Source organism: Bradyrhizobium sp. ORS 278 (assembly GCF_000026145.1).
GTDB lineage: Bacteria > Pseudomonadota > Alphaproteobacteria > Rhizobiales > Xanthobacteraceae > Bradyrhizobium.
In genome coordinates this window covers 3,175,532-3,192,152 of the sequence record NC_009445.1, presented here as the reverse complement: position 1 = coordinate 3,192,152, position 16,621 = coordinate 3,175,532, and the positions used below count along the sequence as shown (strand labels likewise).

The 16,621-nt window shown below is 65.7% G+C and carries 17 protein-coding genes; 7 read left to right on the top strand and 10 right to left on the bottom strand.

Annotated elements, in window-relative coordinates; translation table 11 throughout:
• Positions 1-88: 88 nt before the first annotated feature.
• The 3 genes from BRADO_RS14010 (at position 89) to BRADO_RS14000 (ending at position 2,379) form a co-directional block, all read left to right on the top strand.
• Positions 89-868, top strand: a complete 780-nt coding sequence (locus BRADO_RS14010; RefSeq protein ID WP_011925988.1) for an NAD kinase — start codon at positions 89-91, stop codon at positions 866-868.
• 261 nt (positions 869-1,129) lie between these two features.
• Entirely contained in the window at positions 1,130-1,675 is a 546-nt protein-coding gene (locus BRADO_RS14005; protein ID WP_006612921.1) for a response regulator, read from the top strand.
• Between the two features lie 119 nt (positions 1,676-1,794).
• A complete protein-coding gene (locus tag BRADO_RS14000; RefSeq protein ID WP_011925987.1) occupies positions 1,795-2,379 on the top strand; it encodes an Hpt domain-containing protein in 585 nt (194 codons plus the stop codon).
• A gap of 257 nt (positions 2,380-2,636) precedes the next feature.
• On the opposite strand, the gene BRADO_RS13995 is transcribed toward BRADO_RS14000, so the two are convergent.
• The 4 genes from BRADO_RS13995 to folE form a co-directional block, all read right to left on the bottom strand.
• Positions 2,637-3,812 carry a DUF2336 domain-containing protein gene (locus tag BRADO_RS13995; RefSeq protein WP_011925986.1) on the bottom strand — a complete coding sequence of 392 codons (1,176 nt, stop codon included), beginning with the start codon at positions 3,810-3,812 and terminating at the stop codon, positions 2,637-2,639.
• Between the two features lie 279 nt (positions 3,813-4,091).
• Complete coding sequence (locus tag BRADO_RS13990; RefSeq protein WP_011925985.1) at positions 4,092-5,123, bottom strand: transglycosylase SLT domain-containing protein; 1,032 nt, start codon at positions 5,121-5,123, stop codon at positions 4,092-4,094.
• 185 nt (positions 5,124-5,308) lie between these two features.
• Positions 5,309-5,734 carry a phosphoribosyl-AMP cyclohydrolase gene (hisI, locus tag BRADO_RS13985; protein WP_041756484.1) on the bottom strand — a complete coding sequence of 142 codons (426 nt, stop codon included), beginning with the start codon at positions 5,732-5,734 and terminating at the stop codon, positions 5,309-5,311.
• Positions 5,735-5,779: 45 nt separating this feature from the next.
• Entirely contained in the window at positions 5,780-6,487 is a 708-nt protein-coding gene (folE, locus tag BRADO_RS13980; protein WP_011925983.1) for a GTP cyclohydrolase I FolE, read from the bottom strand.
• Positions 6,488-6,727: 240 nt separating this feature from the next.
• Here folE and BRADO_RS13975 point away from each other — a divergent pair, with 240 nt between their 5' ends.
• A complete protein-coding gene (locus BRADO_RS13975; protein WP_011925982.1) occupies positions 6,728-7,186 on the top strand; it encodes an iron-sulfur cluster assembly scaffold protein in 459 nt (152 codons plus the stop codon).
• Positions 7,187-7,264: 78 nt separating this feature from the next.
• On the opposite strand, the gene BRADO_RS13970 is transcribed toward BRADO_RS13975, so the two are convergent.
• A complete protein-coding gene (locus tag BRADO_RS13970) occupies positions 7,265-8,161 on the bottom strand; it encodes a hypothetical protein (protein ID WP_011925981.1) in 897 nt (298 codons plus the stop codon).
• A gap of 262 nt (positions 8,162-8,423) precedes the next feature.
• Here BRADO_RS13970 and yidD point away from each other — a divergent pair, with 262 nt between their 5' ends.
• The gene (gene yidD / locus BRADO_RS13965) at positions 8,424-8,777 is read left to right on the top strand and encodes a membrane protein insertion efficiency factor YidD (RefSeq protein WP_041756482.1); all 354 of its coding nucleotides are present in this window, start codon (positions 8,424-8,426) and stop codon (positions 8,775-8,777) included.
• Positions 8,778-8,939: 162 nt separating this feature from the next.
• Positions 8,940-9,164, top strand: coding sequence for a hypothetical protein (locus tag BRADO_RS13960; RefSeq protein ID WP_041756480.1), 225 nt, complete (start codon positions 8,940-8,942; stop codon positions 9,162-9,164).
• A 108-nt stretch (positions 9,165-9,272) separates the two neighbouring features.
• Here the strand turns inward: BRADO_RS13960 and BRADO_RS13955 are convergent, their stop codons facing one another.
• The gene (locus tag BRADO_RS13955; protein WP_011925977.1) at positions 9,273-10,505 is read right to left on the bottom strand and encodes a hypothetical protein; all 1,233 of its coding nucleotides are present in this window, start codon (positions 10,503-10,505) and stop codon (positions 9,273-9,275) included.
• A 3-nt stretch (positions 10,506-10,508) separates the two neighbouring features.
• Positions 10,509-11,882, bottom strand: a complete 1,374-nt coding sequence (locus BRADO_RS13950) for an APC family permease (protein WP_011925976.1) — start codon at positions 11,880-11,882, stop codon at positions 10,509-10,511.
• Between the two features lie 439 nt (positions 11,883-12,321).
• Between BRADO_RS13950 and BRADO_RS13945 the strand changes: the two genes are divergently transcribed.
• Positions 12,322-13,452, top strand: coding sequence for a hypothetical protein (locus tag BRADO_RS13945; protein WP_011925975.1), 1,131 nt, complete (start codon positions 12,322-12,324; stop codon positions 13,450-13,452).
• A gap of 27 nt (positions 13,453-13,479) precedes the next feature.
• On the opposite strand, the gene BRADO_RS13940 is transcribed toward BRADO_RS13945, so the two are convergent.
• The 3 genes from BRADO_RS13940 to BRADO_RS13930 form a co-directional block, all read right to left on the bottom strand.
• Positions 13,480-13,851, bottom strand: coding sequence for a hypothetical protein (locus BRADO_RS13940; protein ID WP_011925974.1), 372 nt, complete (start codon positions 13,849-13,851; stop codon positions 13,480-13,482).
• A 159-nt stretch (positions 13,852-14,010) separates the two neighbouring features.
• On the bottom strand, positions 14,011-15,201 hold the full coding sequence (locus tag BRADO_RS13935; RefSeq protein ID WP_011925973.1) for an MFS transporter: 1,191 nt from the start codon (positions 15,199-15,201) through the stop codon (positions 14,011-14,013).
• A 75-nt stretch (positions 15,202-15,276) separates the two neighbouring features.
• A complete protein-coding gene (locus BRADO_RS13930) occupies positions 15,277-16,539 on the bottom strand; it encodes a hypothetical protein (protein WP_011925972.1) in 1,263 nt (420 codons plus the stop codon).
• Between the last annotated feature and the right edge of the window lie 82 nt (positions 16,540-16,621).

Here is a 16,621-nt window from a genome sequence, read left to right as displayed (position 1 = left end):
CATACCCGGCGGCGATGGACAAGCATGGCCAAGGTCGGCTAGACGACACGGCGCCTTCAACCCGGTCGACCAGCGAGCCCTGCGAGTGATGACCACGCACAAGCGATATGAGCGGATCGCCTTCGTCGCGAGTCCGAGTGCGGAGGCGCAGGCCGCGTTGACGCAGCTCTCCTCGCTCTACGGCAATTCCGATCCGGATCTCGCCGACGTCGTCGTGGCGCTCGGCGGCGACGGCCTCATGCTGCAGACGCTGCACGACCACATGCGGTCGGGCAAGCCGATCTACGGCATGCATCGCGGCACGGTCGGCTTCCTGATGAACGAGTTCTCGACCATCGACCTGCGTGGCCGGCTCGAGGCGGCGCAGGAATCGGTGATCCATCCGCTGTTGATGCGCGCGACCGATGCCAGCGGCGTCGTCCACATCCATCATGCGATCAACGAGGTCTATCTGTTCCGGCAGACCGCGCAGACGGCGCGGCTGCGCATCCTGATCGATGAGCGCGAGCGCATGCCCGAGCTGATCGCCGACGGCGTGCTGGTGGCGACGCCGGCGGGATCGACCGCGTATAATCTCTCGGTACAGGGCCCGATCCTGCCGATCAACGCCGCGCTCTTGGCGCTGACGCCGATCAGCGCGTTCCGGCCCCGGCGCTGGCGCGGCGCCCTGCTCCCGAACACGGCCTATGTCATCATCGAGGTGCTCGAGGGCGACAAGCGGCCGGTGGCTGCCGTTGCCGATCACGACGAGGTGCGCAACGTCCAGCGCGTCGAGGTGCTGTCCGACAAGACCATTTCAATGCGCATGCTGTTCGACGCCGGCCATAGTCTCGAAGAGCGGATCCTGAGCGAGCAGTTCGGTTACTAGCGCGGCATCGGCCGCGGCGACCCACTCCCTCCACTCGTCATTGCGAGCGCAGCGAAGCAATCCAGGATCCCGCCCGCGACTCTGGATTGCTTCGCTTCGCTCGCAATGACGGAGAGAGAGCCGTACAGAACCGGAAAGAAAAGCAAGTCTCCCCCATCAGGCTGCGAACTGCCCTGGCCGCAACGCTTTGTTAACCCGGCGCTCCGTATGGTTAATGCGCGTTGACCACCTTCATCGGTGATCCCCTTCGGGCCGCCCAAAATGTATCGCATCGACTTCAACAAGCTGCGCTTTCTCGTCTGCGACGACAACCCGCATATGCGCCGCATCCTGCGGACGCTGCTGCATTCGTTCGGCGCGCGCGAGGTCAACGAGGCCGAGGACGGCGCAACCGCGCTCGAAATGTACACCCATTTTTCGCCCGACATCGTCATCACCGACTGGGCGATGCCGATCTTCGACGGGCTCGAGCTCGCGCAGATGATCCGCCAGCCGGAAGCCAAGGGTAATCCCTATGCGCCGATCATCATGCTGACGGGCCATTCCGAGAAGCGCCGCGTGACCGTGGCGCGCGATGCCGGCGTGACCGAGTTTCTCGCCAAGCCGATCTCGGCGAAAGGCCTCTACCAGCGCATTCTCAACGTCGTCGCCAATCCCCGGCCCTTCATCAAGACCAAGACCTATTTCGGTCCGGACCGGCGCCGCAACACCAACACCGCCTATATCGGGCCCGAGCGCCGGGTCGGCGGCGAAGCCGAGATCTTCCAGCAGCCGTCACTTCTGGATAAAGCGCGCTCGGCAGTTTGAGGGCGCGGCAGTGAGTCTCTGTTAACGCCGTCCGGGAATCGCTGCACAGCCCAGCCGGTTCGTCGGCTATCAATCGTCGGTCAGATCGCGTTGGTCGGCATCACCTTGAGGACATCGAGATGGCGAAAGACAAGGCTCCTGCGATCCAGATCAAGAGCTACGCCTCGCACCACGTGATCACCCAGCCCAATCCGCTGAAGAAGGTGCTGCGCCGCGCCGACGAGAAGGATCTCGACGATCCGGTCGCGCGCGCCGAGGCGGCGCTGGCGGGGTTGTCGGGCGAGTTCAAGTCGTGGATGGACACCGAGGCCGAGCGGCTGTCGAAGGGCTATGCCAACGTGCTCAAGACCCGCTTTGACGACGACGCCTGCGAGGAGATGTTCCGAGCCGCTCATGACATCAAGGGTGACGCCGCGACGTTCGGCTATCCGGCGGCGGCCGAGGTCGCCGACAGCCTGTGCCGGATCATCGAGCACGCGCCGGACCTGGACAAGGTCCCGACCGAGCTGTTCGAGCACCACGTCAATGCCATCCAGGCGATCGTGCACGACCACACCAAGTATCACAGCCCGACCGTCGCCGCCGAGCTGAGCCGTCGCCTGCGCCGCGTCGCGGACGACTATCTGATCCAGGTGAACCGCAATCGCCCCGAGCATCTCGAAGCGATCCTTGCCCCGAGCCTTGTTCCCAGCGATCAACCGTAGTCATGATGCTGTAGGGTGGGCAAAGCAGCCGCCGCGAAAGCGGCGGTCGCGTGCCCACCGTCCATCAACACGCTCGCGCCACGACGGTGGGCACGGCGCATCGACGAGCGCGCACGCGGAGAGACCGGCGTCCGCCTTTGCCCACCCTACGGCAGTGTCTTTTCGTTCGTAGCCCGGATGAGCGCAGCGACATCCGGGGTCACGCGAGCTGCCTCGGAGAACCCGGATATCGCTTCGCTCATCCGGGCTACGCAACCTCACGCCGCGATCAGCCCGAACTCCAGACCCGCCACGAAATCCTCGGCCATCACCTCGTCGCAGAACTCGCGGGCTGCGTCGCGAGCGGATTCGGTGGCGAACCTGCGTAGCAGGATCAGGAGCGGCTCGGCCGCGTCGCGATCGGTGGCGCAATGCGTCAGCACGCGCTCGACCATCTTGCGGCGCAGGATCGCCGCGCCGCTCAGGCTGTCGGCGAAACCGTTCTCGCGGCAGACCTCCAGCGCGATGATGAACGCGTCGAACGTCGTATCGGGGATGCCCGCCTTGCGCAGCAGGCCCTGCAGGCTGGCGCGGCCGCGGTCCTTGAGCAGCGCGGACACTCGCCCCCGTGGCAGACCTGAAAGCTCCGACAGCGCGATCTCGAACAACTCGACATTGCCCGAAAGCAGCGCGCGCAAGATCAGGCCTGCCGTGAGCTGCGACGTCGCACGCAGGTGCTGGACCAGCCCGCGCAGCTCCTCGCCCCGCGTCCGCGACGCGATGGTGATCGTCGAGCGGTCACGCGCCTCGTCGGTGATGCGCCCGGCGCGTTCGGCGCTGAGCCAGTTGCGGGCGACGACGAACTGGGCGAGCGTCTGCGAGAGCTTGTCGACCAGCGCCGCGCGCGTGGCGGCCGGCAGATCATCGAGCACCAGCATGGCTTCGCGGATGGCGGCGAGATGGCCGTGGCGCTCGACGATGCGATCCCAGGAGAACGGCGCGAGCTCGGCATAGGCGTTCTCGATCAGCTCGAGCGCAGCCGCCGCGCTGCCGACCTCGGCGATGGCGGCGCACACTGGCGCCGGCACGCCGATGCGCCGGGCGATCGCGCACTGCGTCTCCGAGTTGCCGAGCGCGACGATGTCGACGAGGTCGGCATCGAGCAGCAGCGGTGAATGTTCGAGGATGATGGCGGCCACGGAGGCCTGGTCGGTGGCGAGCGCCTGGACGATGGCGGCCGGGGCATCCTCGCTGCGCGCGAACACCTCCGCCATGGCCTGCCGCACCAGCGGCGACGGATCATCCAGCAGCATGAGGAGCGCGCCCTCTGCGGCGAAGCGATCCTCCTCGCCGAGATCCGACACCAGCCACGCCCGCGCGAGAGCCCTGGTGGCCTCTGCCCGCTCACCGGCGGGTGCGGTTCTGACCCAACTGAGAAACTGCCGAACGATCATGGTCTTTCCGGCTTACGCAACTTTGCAAACAAGGCACGAGGGCCTCAACAGCACCGAAAATAAACCACGACGCTTAACAAAGCGTTCACCATAAGTGACTGGTTTTCTTGATGTTTTATTAAGCCCCCAACGAATTGATTACTCAAATACCGAAAATGACAGATTTATCAGTAGTTCGACGGACCCCATGCGCACCCAGCCTGCCGCGTCAGGCGCGGCGGGATCACCGGAAAAATACCGTCGGATCAATCTTTGAGGTGCGCGACAGGTGCCGTGCCGTCAGCCCGAGAATGTCCCGTTGGGATCGCTGAAAAGGTCGAGCCGCCGCTGACCGCTACCGCCGCCATTGTTATTGCTGCTGGTGCCATCGCCGGCAGCGGCGCTCGCCACCGAGGACCGGCCCCACAATTCGCGGACGGTCGGCGATATGGTCTGGCCCGGCTGGCCGTCGACCTGGAACAGCGAGCGGAACATTGGATCGGCCGGCCGGCCGGCAGAGGCGTCAGCCGTGGTCGCCGACGCGGCCTGCGACGATCCACGGGCATCCGGGAACATCGACAGGAAGGTCGCGGTGTCGGTGGTCGGCAGCGCGCCGCCCCCGGCGGCATTGGCCGCGACATTGGTCGACCCGCCATACAGCGCCAGCGCGCCGCGCGTGGCCGAGGAATTGGCGGCGCCGGCGTAGCGCGAGCTCAGCACCGAATAGACCTGCGAGACGCTGCGGGCCTCACCGTCGCGATCGTAGAAGATGGAGCGATTGGCGGCGGCCGCGCCGGGAAAGATCCTTGCTGCCGAAGCATTCGGGGTGTCCTGCGCGCTGGTGATCAGCTTGGCTGCACCGCCGGCTCCCATGAAATGCGCCATGTAAAGCTCAGCGTCGGTCGGCCGCCGGCCGATCATGCCGGTGAGCTGAAAACTGTTCGACTGCGTCAGCGCCGCGGCCATGGCGGACGACGCCTTGGGGTCGTCGCGGAGCTTCATGATCGCCTGGCGCATGGCGGGATCGCTGACCGTGTAGTCGCCTGACGACGTCCGGGTGATCGCGTCGGCATATTGGCCGTAGCCGAGATCGGGGCCGGCCTGCTTCACCGTGCCGAGCCAGGTCTGGTCGATGAACTGATAAAGCCCGCGCGCCGACGATGTCGACGCGCCGGCGGTCGGGTTGAAGTCCGACTCCATCTTGGCCGTCGACAACAGATATTCGAAACTGGTGCCGACCGTATCGGCCGCCTGCTTGATGGCGCCGGCGACCTTGGCCCGGACGTTGTCGAGGAGACCGGTGGGCGAGGAATTGGATGCGTCGACCGACATGAGAAGACCCGCTGTTTGCAGAATCGCTGGCAGACAACGCGCCGGAAACGTCAGGCAAAATGCGGCTTCCATGGTTAATGGCCGGTTAATTTGACAGGCCTGACAAGGCCAATGAACCAGACCGGAAATCTCCGGATGCAGGCCTATGACCCACCGGCCCGCACGCGCGTGGCTCTCTGGGCCACCTATTTGCGATACACAGCAGCCGGATCGAACAGCCGGTCGGCATCGACGAAAACAAGCCGTGCCCCGCCCTCGCCCGCCATCTCGACCTTGCGATAGAAGCAGGAATGCCGGCCGGTGTGACAGGCTGCGCCGCGCTGCTCGACACGCAACCACACCGCATCCTGGTCGCAATCGGTGCGCATCTCGACCACGCGCTGGGTCTGGCCCGAGCTCTCGCCCTTGCGCCACAGCGCATTGCGCGAGCGGCTGAAATACCAGGCCTCGCCGGTCGCGATGGTCTTGCGCAGCGCCTCGTCGTTCATGTGCGCGACCATCAGCACGTCGCCGCTCACGGCGTCGGTGGTCACGCAGGTGACGAGACCTGCCGAATCGAATTTCGGGAGGAAGGCCAATCCCTCCTCGCGCTCAGCTGAGGATGAAGACACGGAGTTTCTCTGATCGAGGCCTGTAACAGCCGAAATATGCTGCGCTCAGCGTTGCGGCGAGCGCACCATGGAGAGGAAGCGGGACTGCTCCGCCGGATTGTCGCGGAACATGCCGGTGAAGCGACTGGTGAAGGTGACCGCGCCGTGCTTGGCGACGCCGCGCACCGACATGCAGGTGTGCTCCGCCTCGATCATCACCGCGACGCCGCGCGGCTTCAGCACCTCGTCGATCGCGGCCGCGATCTGCGCCGTCAGATGCTCCTGGGTCTGCAGGCGGCGGGCGAAAATGTCGGTCAGGCGCGCCAGCTTGGACAGCCCGACGACACGCTCGACCGGCGTATAGGCGATGTGCGCGCGGCCGTAGAAGGGCATCATGTGATGCTCGCATTGCGACGTGAACTCGATGTCGCGAATCAGCACGAAATCGTCGTACCCGGCGGTCTCACCGAAGGTGCGGTCGAGCACCTCGGCCGGGCACTGATGGTAGCCCTGGAACAGCTCGTCATAGGCCTCGACCACCCGGCGCGGCGTATCGATCAGGCCCTCGCGCGTCGGATCCTCACCGATGTAATTGAGCAGCGTATAAACCGCGGCTTCCGCCTCGGCGCGCGACGGCCGGGGGCGGTCGGCGCGCACGGCCGCAGCCAGGAACTCGGCCGGATCGAGCTCCGCCGGTCGTTCGCCGGCCAGCTTGGTCTCAGACGGCTTTCCCTCGGGCTTGTTGGCGCGCAGCGTCTTGATCAAAGTGTCCATCTCGTCTCCGTTCGACCGGTCGGCGGACCGACCGGAGTGTCACCGGCAGAGCGTCACCTTGGACGGCGTCACCTGCAGAGGTGTGATCCGCAGGCTCGGCGCTTCCGGCGCCGCTCGCCTGTGGATGTGGCTGGAATTCCTGCCAATCGTTTCCATATAGTCGCAATATAGGGCGATGAAACCCGGCCGCCAAGGCCGACCCGCCGGTAATTCCGGCGGGATCTCTTGGACGTCTGACACATGCTGAATGACATTTACAACAAGCGCATCATCGAGCTCGCCGGCAACATTCCGCGTCTCGGACGGCTGGAGCACCCCGATGCGACGGCAACGGCCCATTCCAAGTTGTGCGGTTCCACGGTGAAGGTCGACCTCAAGATGGACGGCGCGGTCGTGACCGATTTCGCCCACGACGTGAAGGCCTGCGCCCTCGGCCAGGCCTCGTCCTCGATCATGGCGCGCCACGTCGTCGGGTCCAGCGCCAGCGAGCTGCGTGAGCTCCGTGACACCGTCCGGCGGATGCTGAAGGAGAACGGCGCGCCGCCCGAGGGCAAATGGGCCGATATCGCCCTGCTCGAGCCGGTCCGGGACTACAAGGCCCGCCACGCCTCCACGATGCTGACCTTCGATGCGGTGGTCGACGCCATCGGTCAGATCGAGGCGAAGGCGTCAGGCGAACCAGCCGCCGCACAGGGCTGAGCTGGCCCGTCCAAGACTGCGCTCGGATTGCCCATTGCGACCGCCGGCGTCACGCCGGCCAGCGGGTAACGCCGTCGGCTATTGCTGCGGCGTGGCCGCGACCGTCGCCTGCGGAAGAGCTTCGGCCGTGCGCGAGAGCGGCTTGTCCGCCGCCACGGGGAAGCGGTCCTGCTGCTTGTCGCGCGTCTTCTCCTGACCGCGCGAAGCAAGCTCGGCCACTGGCGTCGTGCCCTTGGGGGGCATCACATCGGCGAGAAGCTCCGTGGTCATCACGTTGGTCGACCGCAACTCGGCGCGCGACAGCTCGTGCAAATCCTCCCACGGCGGGACATTGAGGGCGAGCAGCAGGAGATCCCCGGCGCCACCCATATCGAAGGTGTATTTGGCGAGACGCCCGATGTCGCGCTCGACGATCATCAGATCCTGCGCCGAATAGCTCGCCGCCTTGGCATCATCGGCGCGATCGCCCATCCAGATCTGGTGGACGCGGACATGGGCCGTATCGGGAACATAGCGCGTGGTGCCGGCAAGCAGCAGAAACACGCACATCGACTCGCAATACGCCTCCGGCACGATCCGGGGCCGCTCGTTCCCCCGGCTTGGGCGCTGCGTCATGCCGACGGTGGTGCGCATCTTGAGGGCGCGGAAGCGGCGGCCGAGCGTGATCGCATCATTGACCGAGCCGCCGCTGGAGTCGAGCACGATGGTCGCCCCTGTCAGATCGCGGTCCCGCGCGAACTCCTCGAAATCCCTGGGGCTATCCCCGGTGACGATGCCGACCGCGCTGACCCAGCTGCAATTCGGCTCGCATGCCACCCAGCCGAACCGCATCGGGAGCTTGCGCTCTTCCAACGCGCCGCCGGCGCGCGCGGAGTTCGACAAGAGGGACACCGTGCCACCGAGCACCGCACCCAGCGCTGCAACACCGAGAAGCATCCAGCGCAAACCACGCGACCGCAGCAATCTCACGCGCACTCCGTTCCCCCCGTTACGTTCGGTATGCAGTTCCCCGTCGTGCTCGCTGTCAAACCTGACAAATCAGCCTCAAATCCGTTATGAGTCTGTCACATCGTTGTCTGGAATCGTATCCGGGCAATTCCTGAGCGTCCAGGTGCGCCGCACCGCAGCGTTGCTGAAAACCGGCCATTGTTGCATCACATCATCACACGAGCACGCGAGCATGCGGTTCCTGCCAAGGAACTGATCATCCTGCGCACATCAGTCCGGCAGCGCGCCCATGAAGCATTCATGCACTGATCCAAGCTGCCGTTCTGCGCACATTCTGTCAGGACTGCTGTCACACATGCCGCGCCGCGGCGCGCGCGCTTTGATCTGGCTGTACCGCCACACATTGTCGCCGCTGGTGGGCTACAATTGCCGGCACGTGCCGACCTGCTCGGTGTATGCCGACGAAGCCATCTCGCGTTACGGCCTCTGGGCCGGTGGGTGGATGACCCTGGCGCGGCTGCTGCGCTGCCAGCCGTTCGGCACGTCGGGCATCGACAATGTCCCAGCCGCGATTCCCGACGACGCAAGCTGGTATCTGCCCTGGCGCTACGCGCGCTGGCGCGGCGTGAATGGGCCCAACTAATGCAGCGCAGCAGAGCTGTCTGCGCCCTTCGCTTGATTTGACGCAAATCGGACTAGCAAAGTTTCAAAGTAGGATTAGTGTTATACGACGAGATGCGGCGTTAAGAGGAACGGCGCCGCGCGCACCTGCATTGATGTTGAACTCCGTTTGGGAGGACCAACGATGCGCTGGACGATCCACCCGAGATCACGCCGATCGCGCACGGGCGTCGGCTCGGATCACACGCACGATCATCACGCCAGCCACGACGTCCGACAGATCGACCTGCTCTGCATCATCGCGCTGCTCATCGCCATTGTCGGCGCCTGGCGCTATCTCGCCGACAGCACAACCCTGCCCCCGACGACGACGTCCTACATCGTCCCGAGCCAGAGCGTGCATTGGTAAAAAGCCGAGGGCCGTCAAAGTCCGGTCGCGCGCTTCCGATAGCCGCGACTCAGTTACCGTGATGCTGATCGTTAGCTGAGACAGGTCGGCACCTTCGCGCGCAGCCAATCACCAGCGCGGAAAGAAGAAAAAATCGTCGCGGCGCGGGGCAGGATAGTTCGGGATCGATGCCGGCGGACGCGGGACGCGGCGCGCGCGCGGCACCGCGGCGGTCTCCGCCGGGCCCGTCGCCTCCGCCGAAATGGTTGAATCGACCGGCGGCGCGCGCACCGACAGCAACACGTTGGATTCGCGCGTACGCCAACGATAGCCGATGCCGAAGTCGAGCGGCTGCGCGCGCTCGAACAGCCTGGCGTAGCTGTGCTGATACATGTCGGGGAACTTGTCGATCGGGCCGGCATAGCGCCCGAATGGAAAGAAGCGCCACGCCCGCGCATCGTAGCTCGCCAGCGGAATGCCGGAATCATCCTGGATGATCGTGGCGCTGTTCCTCAAGAGCCAGCTTCGCACCTGGGAGAAGCTGCCCATGTGCAGCAGGTAGGATGCGCTCTTCAGCAGACTGTTGCCAGGCGCCAGCGGCTCGCAGAACTTGAGAAAGCCGCTGGTCTTCACGCCGGAGTCGGACAGGTCGGTCGAGAAGTAGTACAGCGTCTTCTCGCTTCCGTCGGCACCGGCGAAGACGATACGGGCCCCCTTGGTCGCGTTGCGGCTCGACGGCTCGGTAGCCTCATGCACAGCGCCGCTCTCATCCAACCAGATAAGGCTCGCTGCGCGGATCGTCTTGCCGGTGCGCGCCAGGAACACGTAGAGGATCGGCAGCGTCCCCTCGATCTCGCCCTCGCGCAGATCCGTCTTCATATTCTTGGTGATGAAGAACGAGAAGCTGAGGACTGACTGCAATGACTGCGCGACATAGGACAGCTCCGGCCCGATGCTGCCGCGTGGCAATCGCGTGAGATCCGGGATCGGCCCGGTCGGCTCCAGCGCCGCCATCACATAGGTCGAGGCCTTCGGGTAGAACGCGTCGGCATAGAGGAAGTCCGGCCCGGAGAAGAAATAGAACATCGTCGGCCGCGGCGCCGCGAGGTTGGCATCCGTCCAGGCCCTGATCTTCGACAGCTGGCGCTGGTCCAGCTGACCGAATGCGTTGTCGAAGAACGCGGCGTGCCGCCGCCACGCGGTATCCTGCGTCAGTGGCGTGAGCGGCGACCCCGCCTGCGGTGCCAGACCCGCTAGCACGCGCGCGGTATCATCGGGCGTGATGGTCTGAGCCTGGAGGTCGCCACTCATCGCAACGATGAAGCACGCAGCAGCAAAGCACAGTCTCGACAGCAGCAGCATCTTTCAATCCGGACCTGACATCGCTGCTGCGGCGGTGCGCGACCGCGCTTGAGCGAACCAATAGATCAGCAGTCCCGACAACATCGCCGCAGCACCGAACCCGGCCTGCCACGGCCGTGCTGTAACGAGGTAGTACATCATGAAACCGGTCACGCTGAGGAAGATCAAGGGCGTCACGGGATACCCCCATGCGCGATACGGCCGCGACAGATCGGGCGCGGTGATGCGCAGCCAGAGCAACCCCAGCACCGTCAGGAACGAGCAGGACAACAGCGAGAACTGGACGACGTCCAGCACCGCCTCGAAGCTCTCCGTGAACAGCATCAGGGTTGCCACTGCGAGCTGGAACAGGACCGCGTAGACCGGCGCGCCCTGGCGCGACCGGCGGGCGAACAGCGCGAGCGCCGGGATATCCTCGCCCATCGTCATCAGCACGCGCGGGCCGATCCACATCATCGCAGCGATCGACGGCACCAATCCGACGCAGATCATCGCCGCGACGAAGCGGCCTCCCGTCTCGCCGAAGATGTGCGCGCCAGCGATGCTGGCCACCTGCAGCTGCCCTGCAAGCTCGCTCGTCGGCGCCGCCCGGAGGAACACGGCGTTCAGCGACACGTAGAGCACGATCACGATCAGGGTGCCCACGAGCAGCGCGCGCGGCAGGCTGTGATCGGGCGCATGCAACTCGCCGATGATGTAGGTCGCCGCATTCCAGCCGGAGAACGCGTACATCACGAACACCAGGCCGGTCGCGAAGGCCGCGCTGGTGATATAGCCGACATCGGCAGCGGCAGGCGCGAACCTGACCGGTTGCGGATCCGAAATGATCGCGCCCGCGATCAGGAAGGCGAGGATCAGGCCGAGCTTCAACATTGTCGACAACAGCTGGAAACGGCTGGATTGCTGGATGCCGCCGAGTTGCACAACCGTCACCAGCCAAACGGCGCCGACAGCCAGCACCATCGGCGGCACGCTCGGCAGCACGGCGCGGCCATATTCGCCAAATGCCATCGCCGCCAGCGCCACCGGAGCGGCGAAGCCGACCGTGGACGACACCCAGCCGGCCATGAAGCCGACCGCAGGATGAAACGCCCGGGTCAGAAAATTGTATTCGCCGCTCGAGCGCGGAAACATTGTGCCGAGCTCGGCATAGGAGAGCGCCCCGCAGATCGAAACGAGACCGCCGACGGCCCACAACAGCAGGATGGCGAAACCCGAAGGAAGATCCTTGACCTGGAAGCCCAGGCTGGTGAAGACGCCGACCCCGATCATGTCGGCGATCACGATGGCAATGGCGACCGGCAGCGACACGGATGGGAGTGCGGTGTTGCCCGACCGGCTTGCCCGCTTGCTGTCGTGCGCCTCAGCTGCAGCCATGTCGTTCGACGGGCAAGTGACGCCCCTTCCCTCAAGCTTCAGGCCCATGCTCCGGCAACGCCATTCAATCATAGTTAACGCGCGATAAGTATGGCGATGTTTTGCGGTAACATGAAACCTATTTTCCGGGATTTGACTGCCGGTGCGTTGCATCGGAGGCCAACGGGTCCCACAATCACGACACGATCACGTGCTGTGTCCTTGCCCGCTGCGCCGGGCCTTCGGCCATCACCCTTAACGCGACCTCAACGTCGGCAGCGCAGATTGAATGAAACTGACAGTTGCGGCGGGCCCCTGTTTCGGCCCTGACCCGTGTTGGAGATGCATGATCGGGACGGGATCGAGATCGTCGCGGTGTCATCGCACGAGCCGAAGGGCTCGGTCGTGGGGCCGCCGGCACGCGGCCCGTTGCATCGCCATTGCGGTTCTCGCCCTTGCTTTGGCCGATTGCGACCAGGCGCCTGATCCGTCCGCGCTGGCGGCCAATGCCGCCTCGACCCAGCAGCTGACATTCGACGAGCGGTTTCCGGTGCCTGGGTTCAGCGATCGGTTCCCGTCCGCGCAAGACAGCTTCGAGCTGCACACGCAGAGCGATTTCGCGCCGAAGCCGCCCGCCTATCAGGTCGCGGCCCTGGAGCCGCAGGCGCCGGCGCGCCGGCTGCGCGAGGATCTGACGACGCTCGTCAGCATGAAAGCGTCTGCGTTCCCCTATTTCGGCAACAATCCAGCATCCGACGCGCCATTCCTGAACGTCACGAGCGGAGAGCGCCACGGCCATCGCAGCTTCTCGGGCCGCGTCTATTGGCAGGACCAGACCTACAATGACAGCCGCGTGCTGGTGCACGTGCCCGAGCAGTTCGACGTGCGCAAGCCCGGCGTGATCGTGGTCTTCTTCCACGGCAATGGCGCCACGCTCGAGCGCGACGTGCGCGACCGGCAGTTGGTGCCGCAACAGATCACCGGATCGGGCGTCAACGCCGTTCTGCTCGCGCCGCAGATGGCAGTGGATGCCGCCGATTCCAGCGCGGGCAAGTTCTGGCAGCCTGGCGGCTTCAAGCGCTTCATGGACGAGGCGGCGATCAACCTGGCCCGGCTGACCGGCGATCCCGCCAACGCGACGGCATTCGCCGGCATGCCGATCGTGATCATTGGCTACAGCGGCGGGTTCCTGCCGACGGCGTGGAGCCTGGAGGTCGGCGGCCTCAGCGAGCGCGTGCGCGGCGTGGTGCTGCTCGACGCGGTCTATGGCCAGCTCGACAAGTTCGCCAACTGGATCGAGCGCAACCGCTCCGGCTTTTTCATCAGCTCCTACACACGCTACACCGCGCGTCACGATCAGGAGCTGATGACGACGCTGCGCAACCGCGGCATCGAGGTGTCCGAGGACATGGACAGGCCGCTGCGTCCCGGCAGCGTGGTGTTCGTCGAGACCGACGAGGGCGTCACTCATCGGGATTATGTGACGCAGGCCTGGACCCGCCAACCGATCGCGGACGTGCTGACCAAGATGGCGGCCGCTCAGCCGCCGATCCGGATCGCGGCCGGGGCGTCCGGCTCATCCAGTCGCTGAGGCCGTCAGTTCGCCATCAGCGTGCAATCAGGTCTTGGGCAGCTTCGGCATGCTTTCGACGAAGCCGTTGAAGCAGGCCAGACGCTCGTCCTGCTCCTTGGTGAACTTGCAGTCGGCCACGGCTTTCGCCTTCATCGCCTTCGGCTTGGCGGCGGGCGGAATGACGGCGTCGTAGCAGTCCAGCCGCTCTTTGGTGCCGTCCTCAATCTCGAGGCAGGCCTGGAGCTTGGCGCCGGCCGACTGCGGCTTGGCAGGCGCGGCAGCCGCGGTCTTCGTGCCCTTGGCCCCCTTCGGCTTGACCTGCACCAACGGGCGGTCGCCGACCATCGGAGCGCCGCTCTGGGCCAGTGCCGAGGTGCAGAACAGCGCAGCGGCAAGGCTCAACATCGTCTTTTTCATGCCATGTCTCTCACATCTGGCCGCGGGCTTGGGCGATCGCCCTGCCGAGACCGGCGCCTGCAATTGGCGCGATCTCCGCCCTCCAGCCTCCCACCCCAGCGGCTTTAATCCGGTCCGACCGGTTTTGCCAAGCGCCTCGCCGCTGATTTGCAGTGGACCTCAGGCGAGTGCCGCGACCGGCGACCGCGGCCGGCTCGCCAGAATGGCGAGCAGCGCCAGCATCACAAACGCCATGGCGACATAGCCGGTGGCGCCGAGGGCGCCCCGCGCGAACAGGCTTCCACCCACCGCGGAACCGATCGCCTGCCCGATATAGAGCACCGAGGTGTTGAGCGACACTGAGGCGGATGCGAGCGGCGGCGCCGCCGCGACCAGGCGGACCTGCTGCATCGAGTTGGTCGACGCGAACCCAAGTCCCCAGATCGCGACCGCCAACGCCATCGCCGCATAGACGCCGGCGCTGGCGGTCCAGAGCGCAATCCCGGCGAACAACAGGCAGGTGAACAGCAGCGACGTCCGATACGGCCCCCAGCCGTCGACGATCCGGGTGGCGATCACGACGCCGACGAAGCCGCAGATGCCATAGATCGCGAACACAAGTCCGACCGCGTTAGGCTCCGCGCCGGTCAACGTCTTCAGCAGCGGGCCCATGAAGGTGAAGATGACGAACTGTCCCGACATCTGCAGGGTCGTGATCAGGAGCAGCAGCACGACCAAGCGGTTGCGGCCGAGCTCGCTCCAGGTCTTCAGCTCGACCGGCGCACCCTTCAAGCCGGATGGCAGCCGCCATGTCAGCAGCAACAGGCTGACCGCACCGGCGGCGCCGACCGTGAGATAGGCCGCGCGCCAGCCGGAATGACTGCCGATGAAAGTGATCAGCGGCAGTCCGACGGCGGCGGCCAGCGACCAGCCGAGAAACACATAGGCGATCGTGCTGCCGCGCTTCTCGACCGGACTGATCAGCGCCGCTGTCCCTGCCGCCTGCGGCGTATACAGGGCGCCAACCGCCAGCATCACCAGCCTGATCACGAGCAGGCTCGCGTAGCTCGGGGCGAATGCCGAGGCGAGGTTCCCCAGCGCGAGCACCAGCAACGTGAACGCCAGCAGGAGGCGGCGGTCGAAGCGGCCGGTCAGCCAAGCCGTCAGGGGCGAACAGATGCACAGCACGACGGCGCCGAAGGTGATCAGCAGGCCGGCGGTGTGAACCTCGACCGAAAGACCCTCGGCGAGCTCGGGCAGCAGGCCGGCGGGCGCCAGCACCGAGCAACCGGTAATGATGTTGCCGAGCATCAGCGCGGTCGGCGCGAAGCGCGGCGGGGTCTCGGCGTGCATGGTCGAAGCGGATGTCATGACCGTTCAATAGCAGGGATTTTCATGCACCTGCATGAAAATTCCTCATGCCGCACATGATATTCTTTCGTCCCGTCAGCGTACGGGCTGGGCCGACGCTTGTGGTGACGGCGCTTGCATCCACGGCACGGGCGTGCCCGAAGGAGAAGGATAAGTCACGGCCTTCGACGGCGGACAGCTGTCCGTCAGCTTCTTCACGACGTTCTGCAGTCCATCGCCCCCGACCGGAAAACCCGATCCGCCCAGACGCGCCCCGCTCAACGACGCATCGCTCAACTCGACAGCGGCGGATGATGCCAGCGTCTTCATCTGACTGCCGTTGAGAAACACCCCCCACGTCTCGCGCTCGCCCGACCGGCGCGGCGGCGACAGGAAGTTGAGCCTGAGGTCGCCGCTGGCGATCGACAGAATCCCGACACCACCGGCCGGTCCCGCGTTGCGCTCGACATCGAGCTCGAAGCGGTCCTGGTGGAAGCAGACGAGCTGGAAGCGCGTGGTGCGGAACGTGGATTCGCCGCCGTTGCGCGACAGGATGGTCTTGTAGGCGATGCCGCGGGCGGCCGCCTCGAACATCCAGGGACTCTCGACCCGCTCGCGCTTGTCGAGCGCGAAGCGCACGATCTCCTCCCGCGTCAGGATGCGCATGCTCTCGAACGGCACCGAGCGCGCCGCCGTCAAGAGGCCTGGATCGGCGCCGAGCTTGTTGATGTAGTCGAGCACCATCTTGTCGGCCCGCTCCATCGCCCGCTGCAGCGCCTGCACGCGCATCTCGTGCGTCGGCACGCCGCCGGTGAAGTTCAGGATCACGCGCGGCGAATGCACCGCGAGCGTCACGTCCGGAGCGAGCTCGCGGCTGGGCGCGCCGAGGATGATATAGGGGCAGGCCGAGTTGCACATCGACCCGCGGGTCCAGACCTCGCCATGCAGCTCGCGGCCGGACAGCTTCAGCTTGGTGCAGACCTCGCCCTCCTGCGGCTCGAAGCCGCATTCGCGCGCGGTGGTCCTTCCCACGCGAACGGAGGCCTTCTTCTCGCGGAGCCAGTTGCCCATCGCGAGCGCCTGCTCGACATTGCCGCCGGGCGAGTTGAAGTAGATCGGCAGCTTGCGCTCGCCGATCTGCTTCATGAACTTGCGCAGCCGCGCCAGCGCGCTGCCATCGATCTTGCCTTCCGCCGCGATCCAGGTGTCGCAGCCCGGACCGCAGGAATCAGGCCCGCCTTTGACGAGCGCGAATGAGATCGGCGCCGAATTGTCGGCAATCCGGGGCGAGGCCGCAGGCTTCTTCGCCGGCGCGGCATCTGCCGCCGGCTTCGCCGGCGCGGCTTGCCTCGGCAGCATCGCCGGTGCGGCCGGCCTGACCGGGATCGCCGGCTTGCCGATCAATGGCTTGCTCGCCAGCGGCTTGGTTGACGAGGGCTGG

Coding starts and splice junctions, on each gene's coding strand:
- BRADO_RS13930 (WP_011925972.1), bottom strand. CDS start 16,539: ATGCTGCCGAGGCAAGCCGCGCCGGCGAAGCCGGCGGCAGATGCCGCG.
- BRADO_RS13935 (WP_011925973.1), bottom strand. CDS start 15,201: ATGACATCCGCTTCGACCATGCACGCCGAGACCCCGCCGCGCTTCGCG.
- yidD (WP_041756482.1), top strand. CDS start 8,424: ATGAAGCATTCATGCACTGATCCAAGCTGCCGTTCTGCGCACATTCTG.
- BRADO_RS13955 (WP_011925977.1), bottom strand. CDS start 10,505: ATGCTGCTGCTGTCGAGACTGTGCTTTGCTGCTGCGTGCTTCATCGTT.
- BRADO_RS13995 (WP_011925986.1), bottom strand. CDS start 3,812: ATGATCGTTCGGCAGTTTCTCAGTTGGGTCAGAACCGCACCCGCCGGT.
- BRADO_RS14000 (WP_011925987.1), top strand. CDS start 1,795: ATGGCGAAAGACAAGGCTCCTGCGATCCAGATCAAGAGCTACGCCTCG.
- folE (WP_011925983.1), bottom strand. CDS start 6,487: ATGGACACTTTGATCAAGACGCTGCGCGCCAACAAGCCCGAGGGAAAG.
- BRADO_RS13960 (WP_041756480.1), top strand. CDS start 8,940: ATGCGCTGGACGATCCACCCGAGATCACGCCGATCGCGCACGGGCGTC.
- BRADO_RS13940 (WP_011925974.1), bottom strand. CDS start 13,851: ATGAAAAAGACGATGTTGAGCCTTGCCGCTGCGCTGTTCTGCACCTCG.
- BRADO_RS14005 (WP_006612921.1), top strand. CDS start 1,130: ATGTATCGCATCGACTTCAACAAGCTGCGCTTTCTCGTCTGCGACGAC.
- BRADO_RS13950 (WP_011925976.1), bottom strand. CDS start 11,882: ATGGCTGCAGCTGAGGCGCACGACAGCAAGCGGGCAAGCCGGTCGGGC.
- BRADO_RS13990 (WP_011925985.1), bottom strand. CDS start 5,123: ATGTCGGTCGACGCATCCAATTCCTCGCCCACCGGTCTCCTCGACAAC.
- BRADO_RS13975 (WP_011925982.1), top strand. CDS start 6,728: ATGCTGAATGACATTTACAACAAGCGCATCATCGAGCTCGCCGGCAAC.
- BRADO_RS14010 (WP_011925988.1), top strand. CDS start 89: ATGACCACGCACAAGCGATATGAGCGGATCGCCTTCGTCGCGAGTCCG.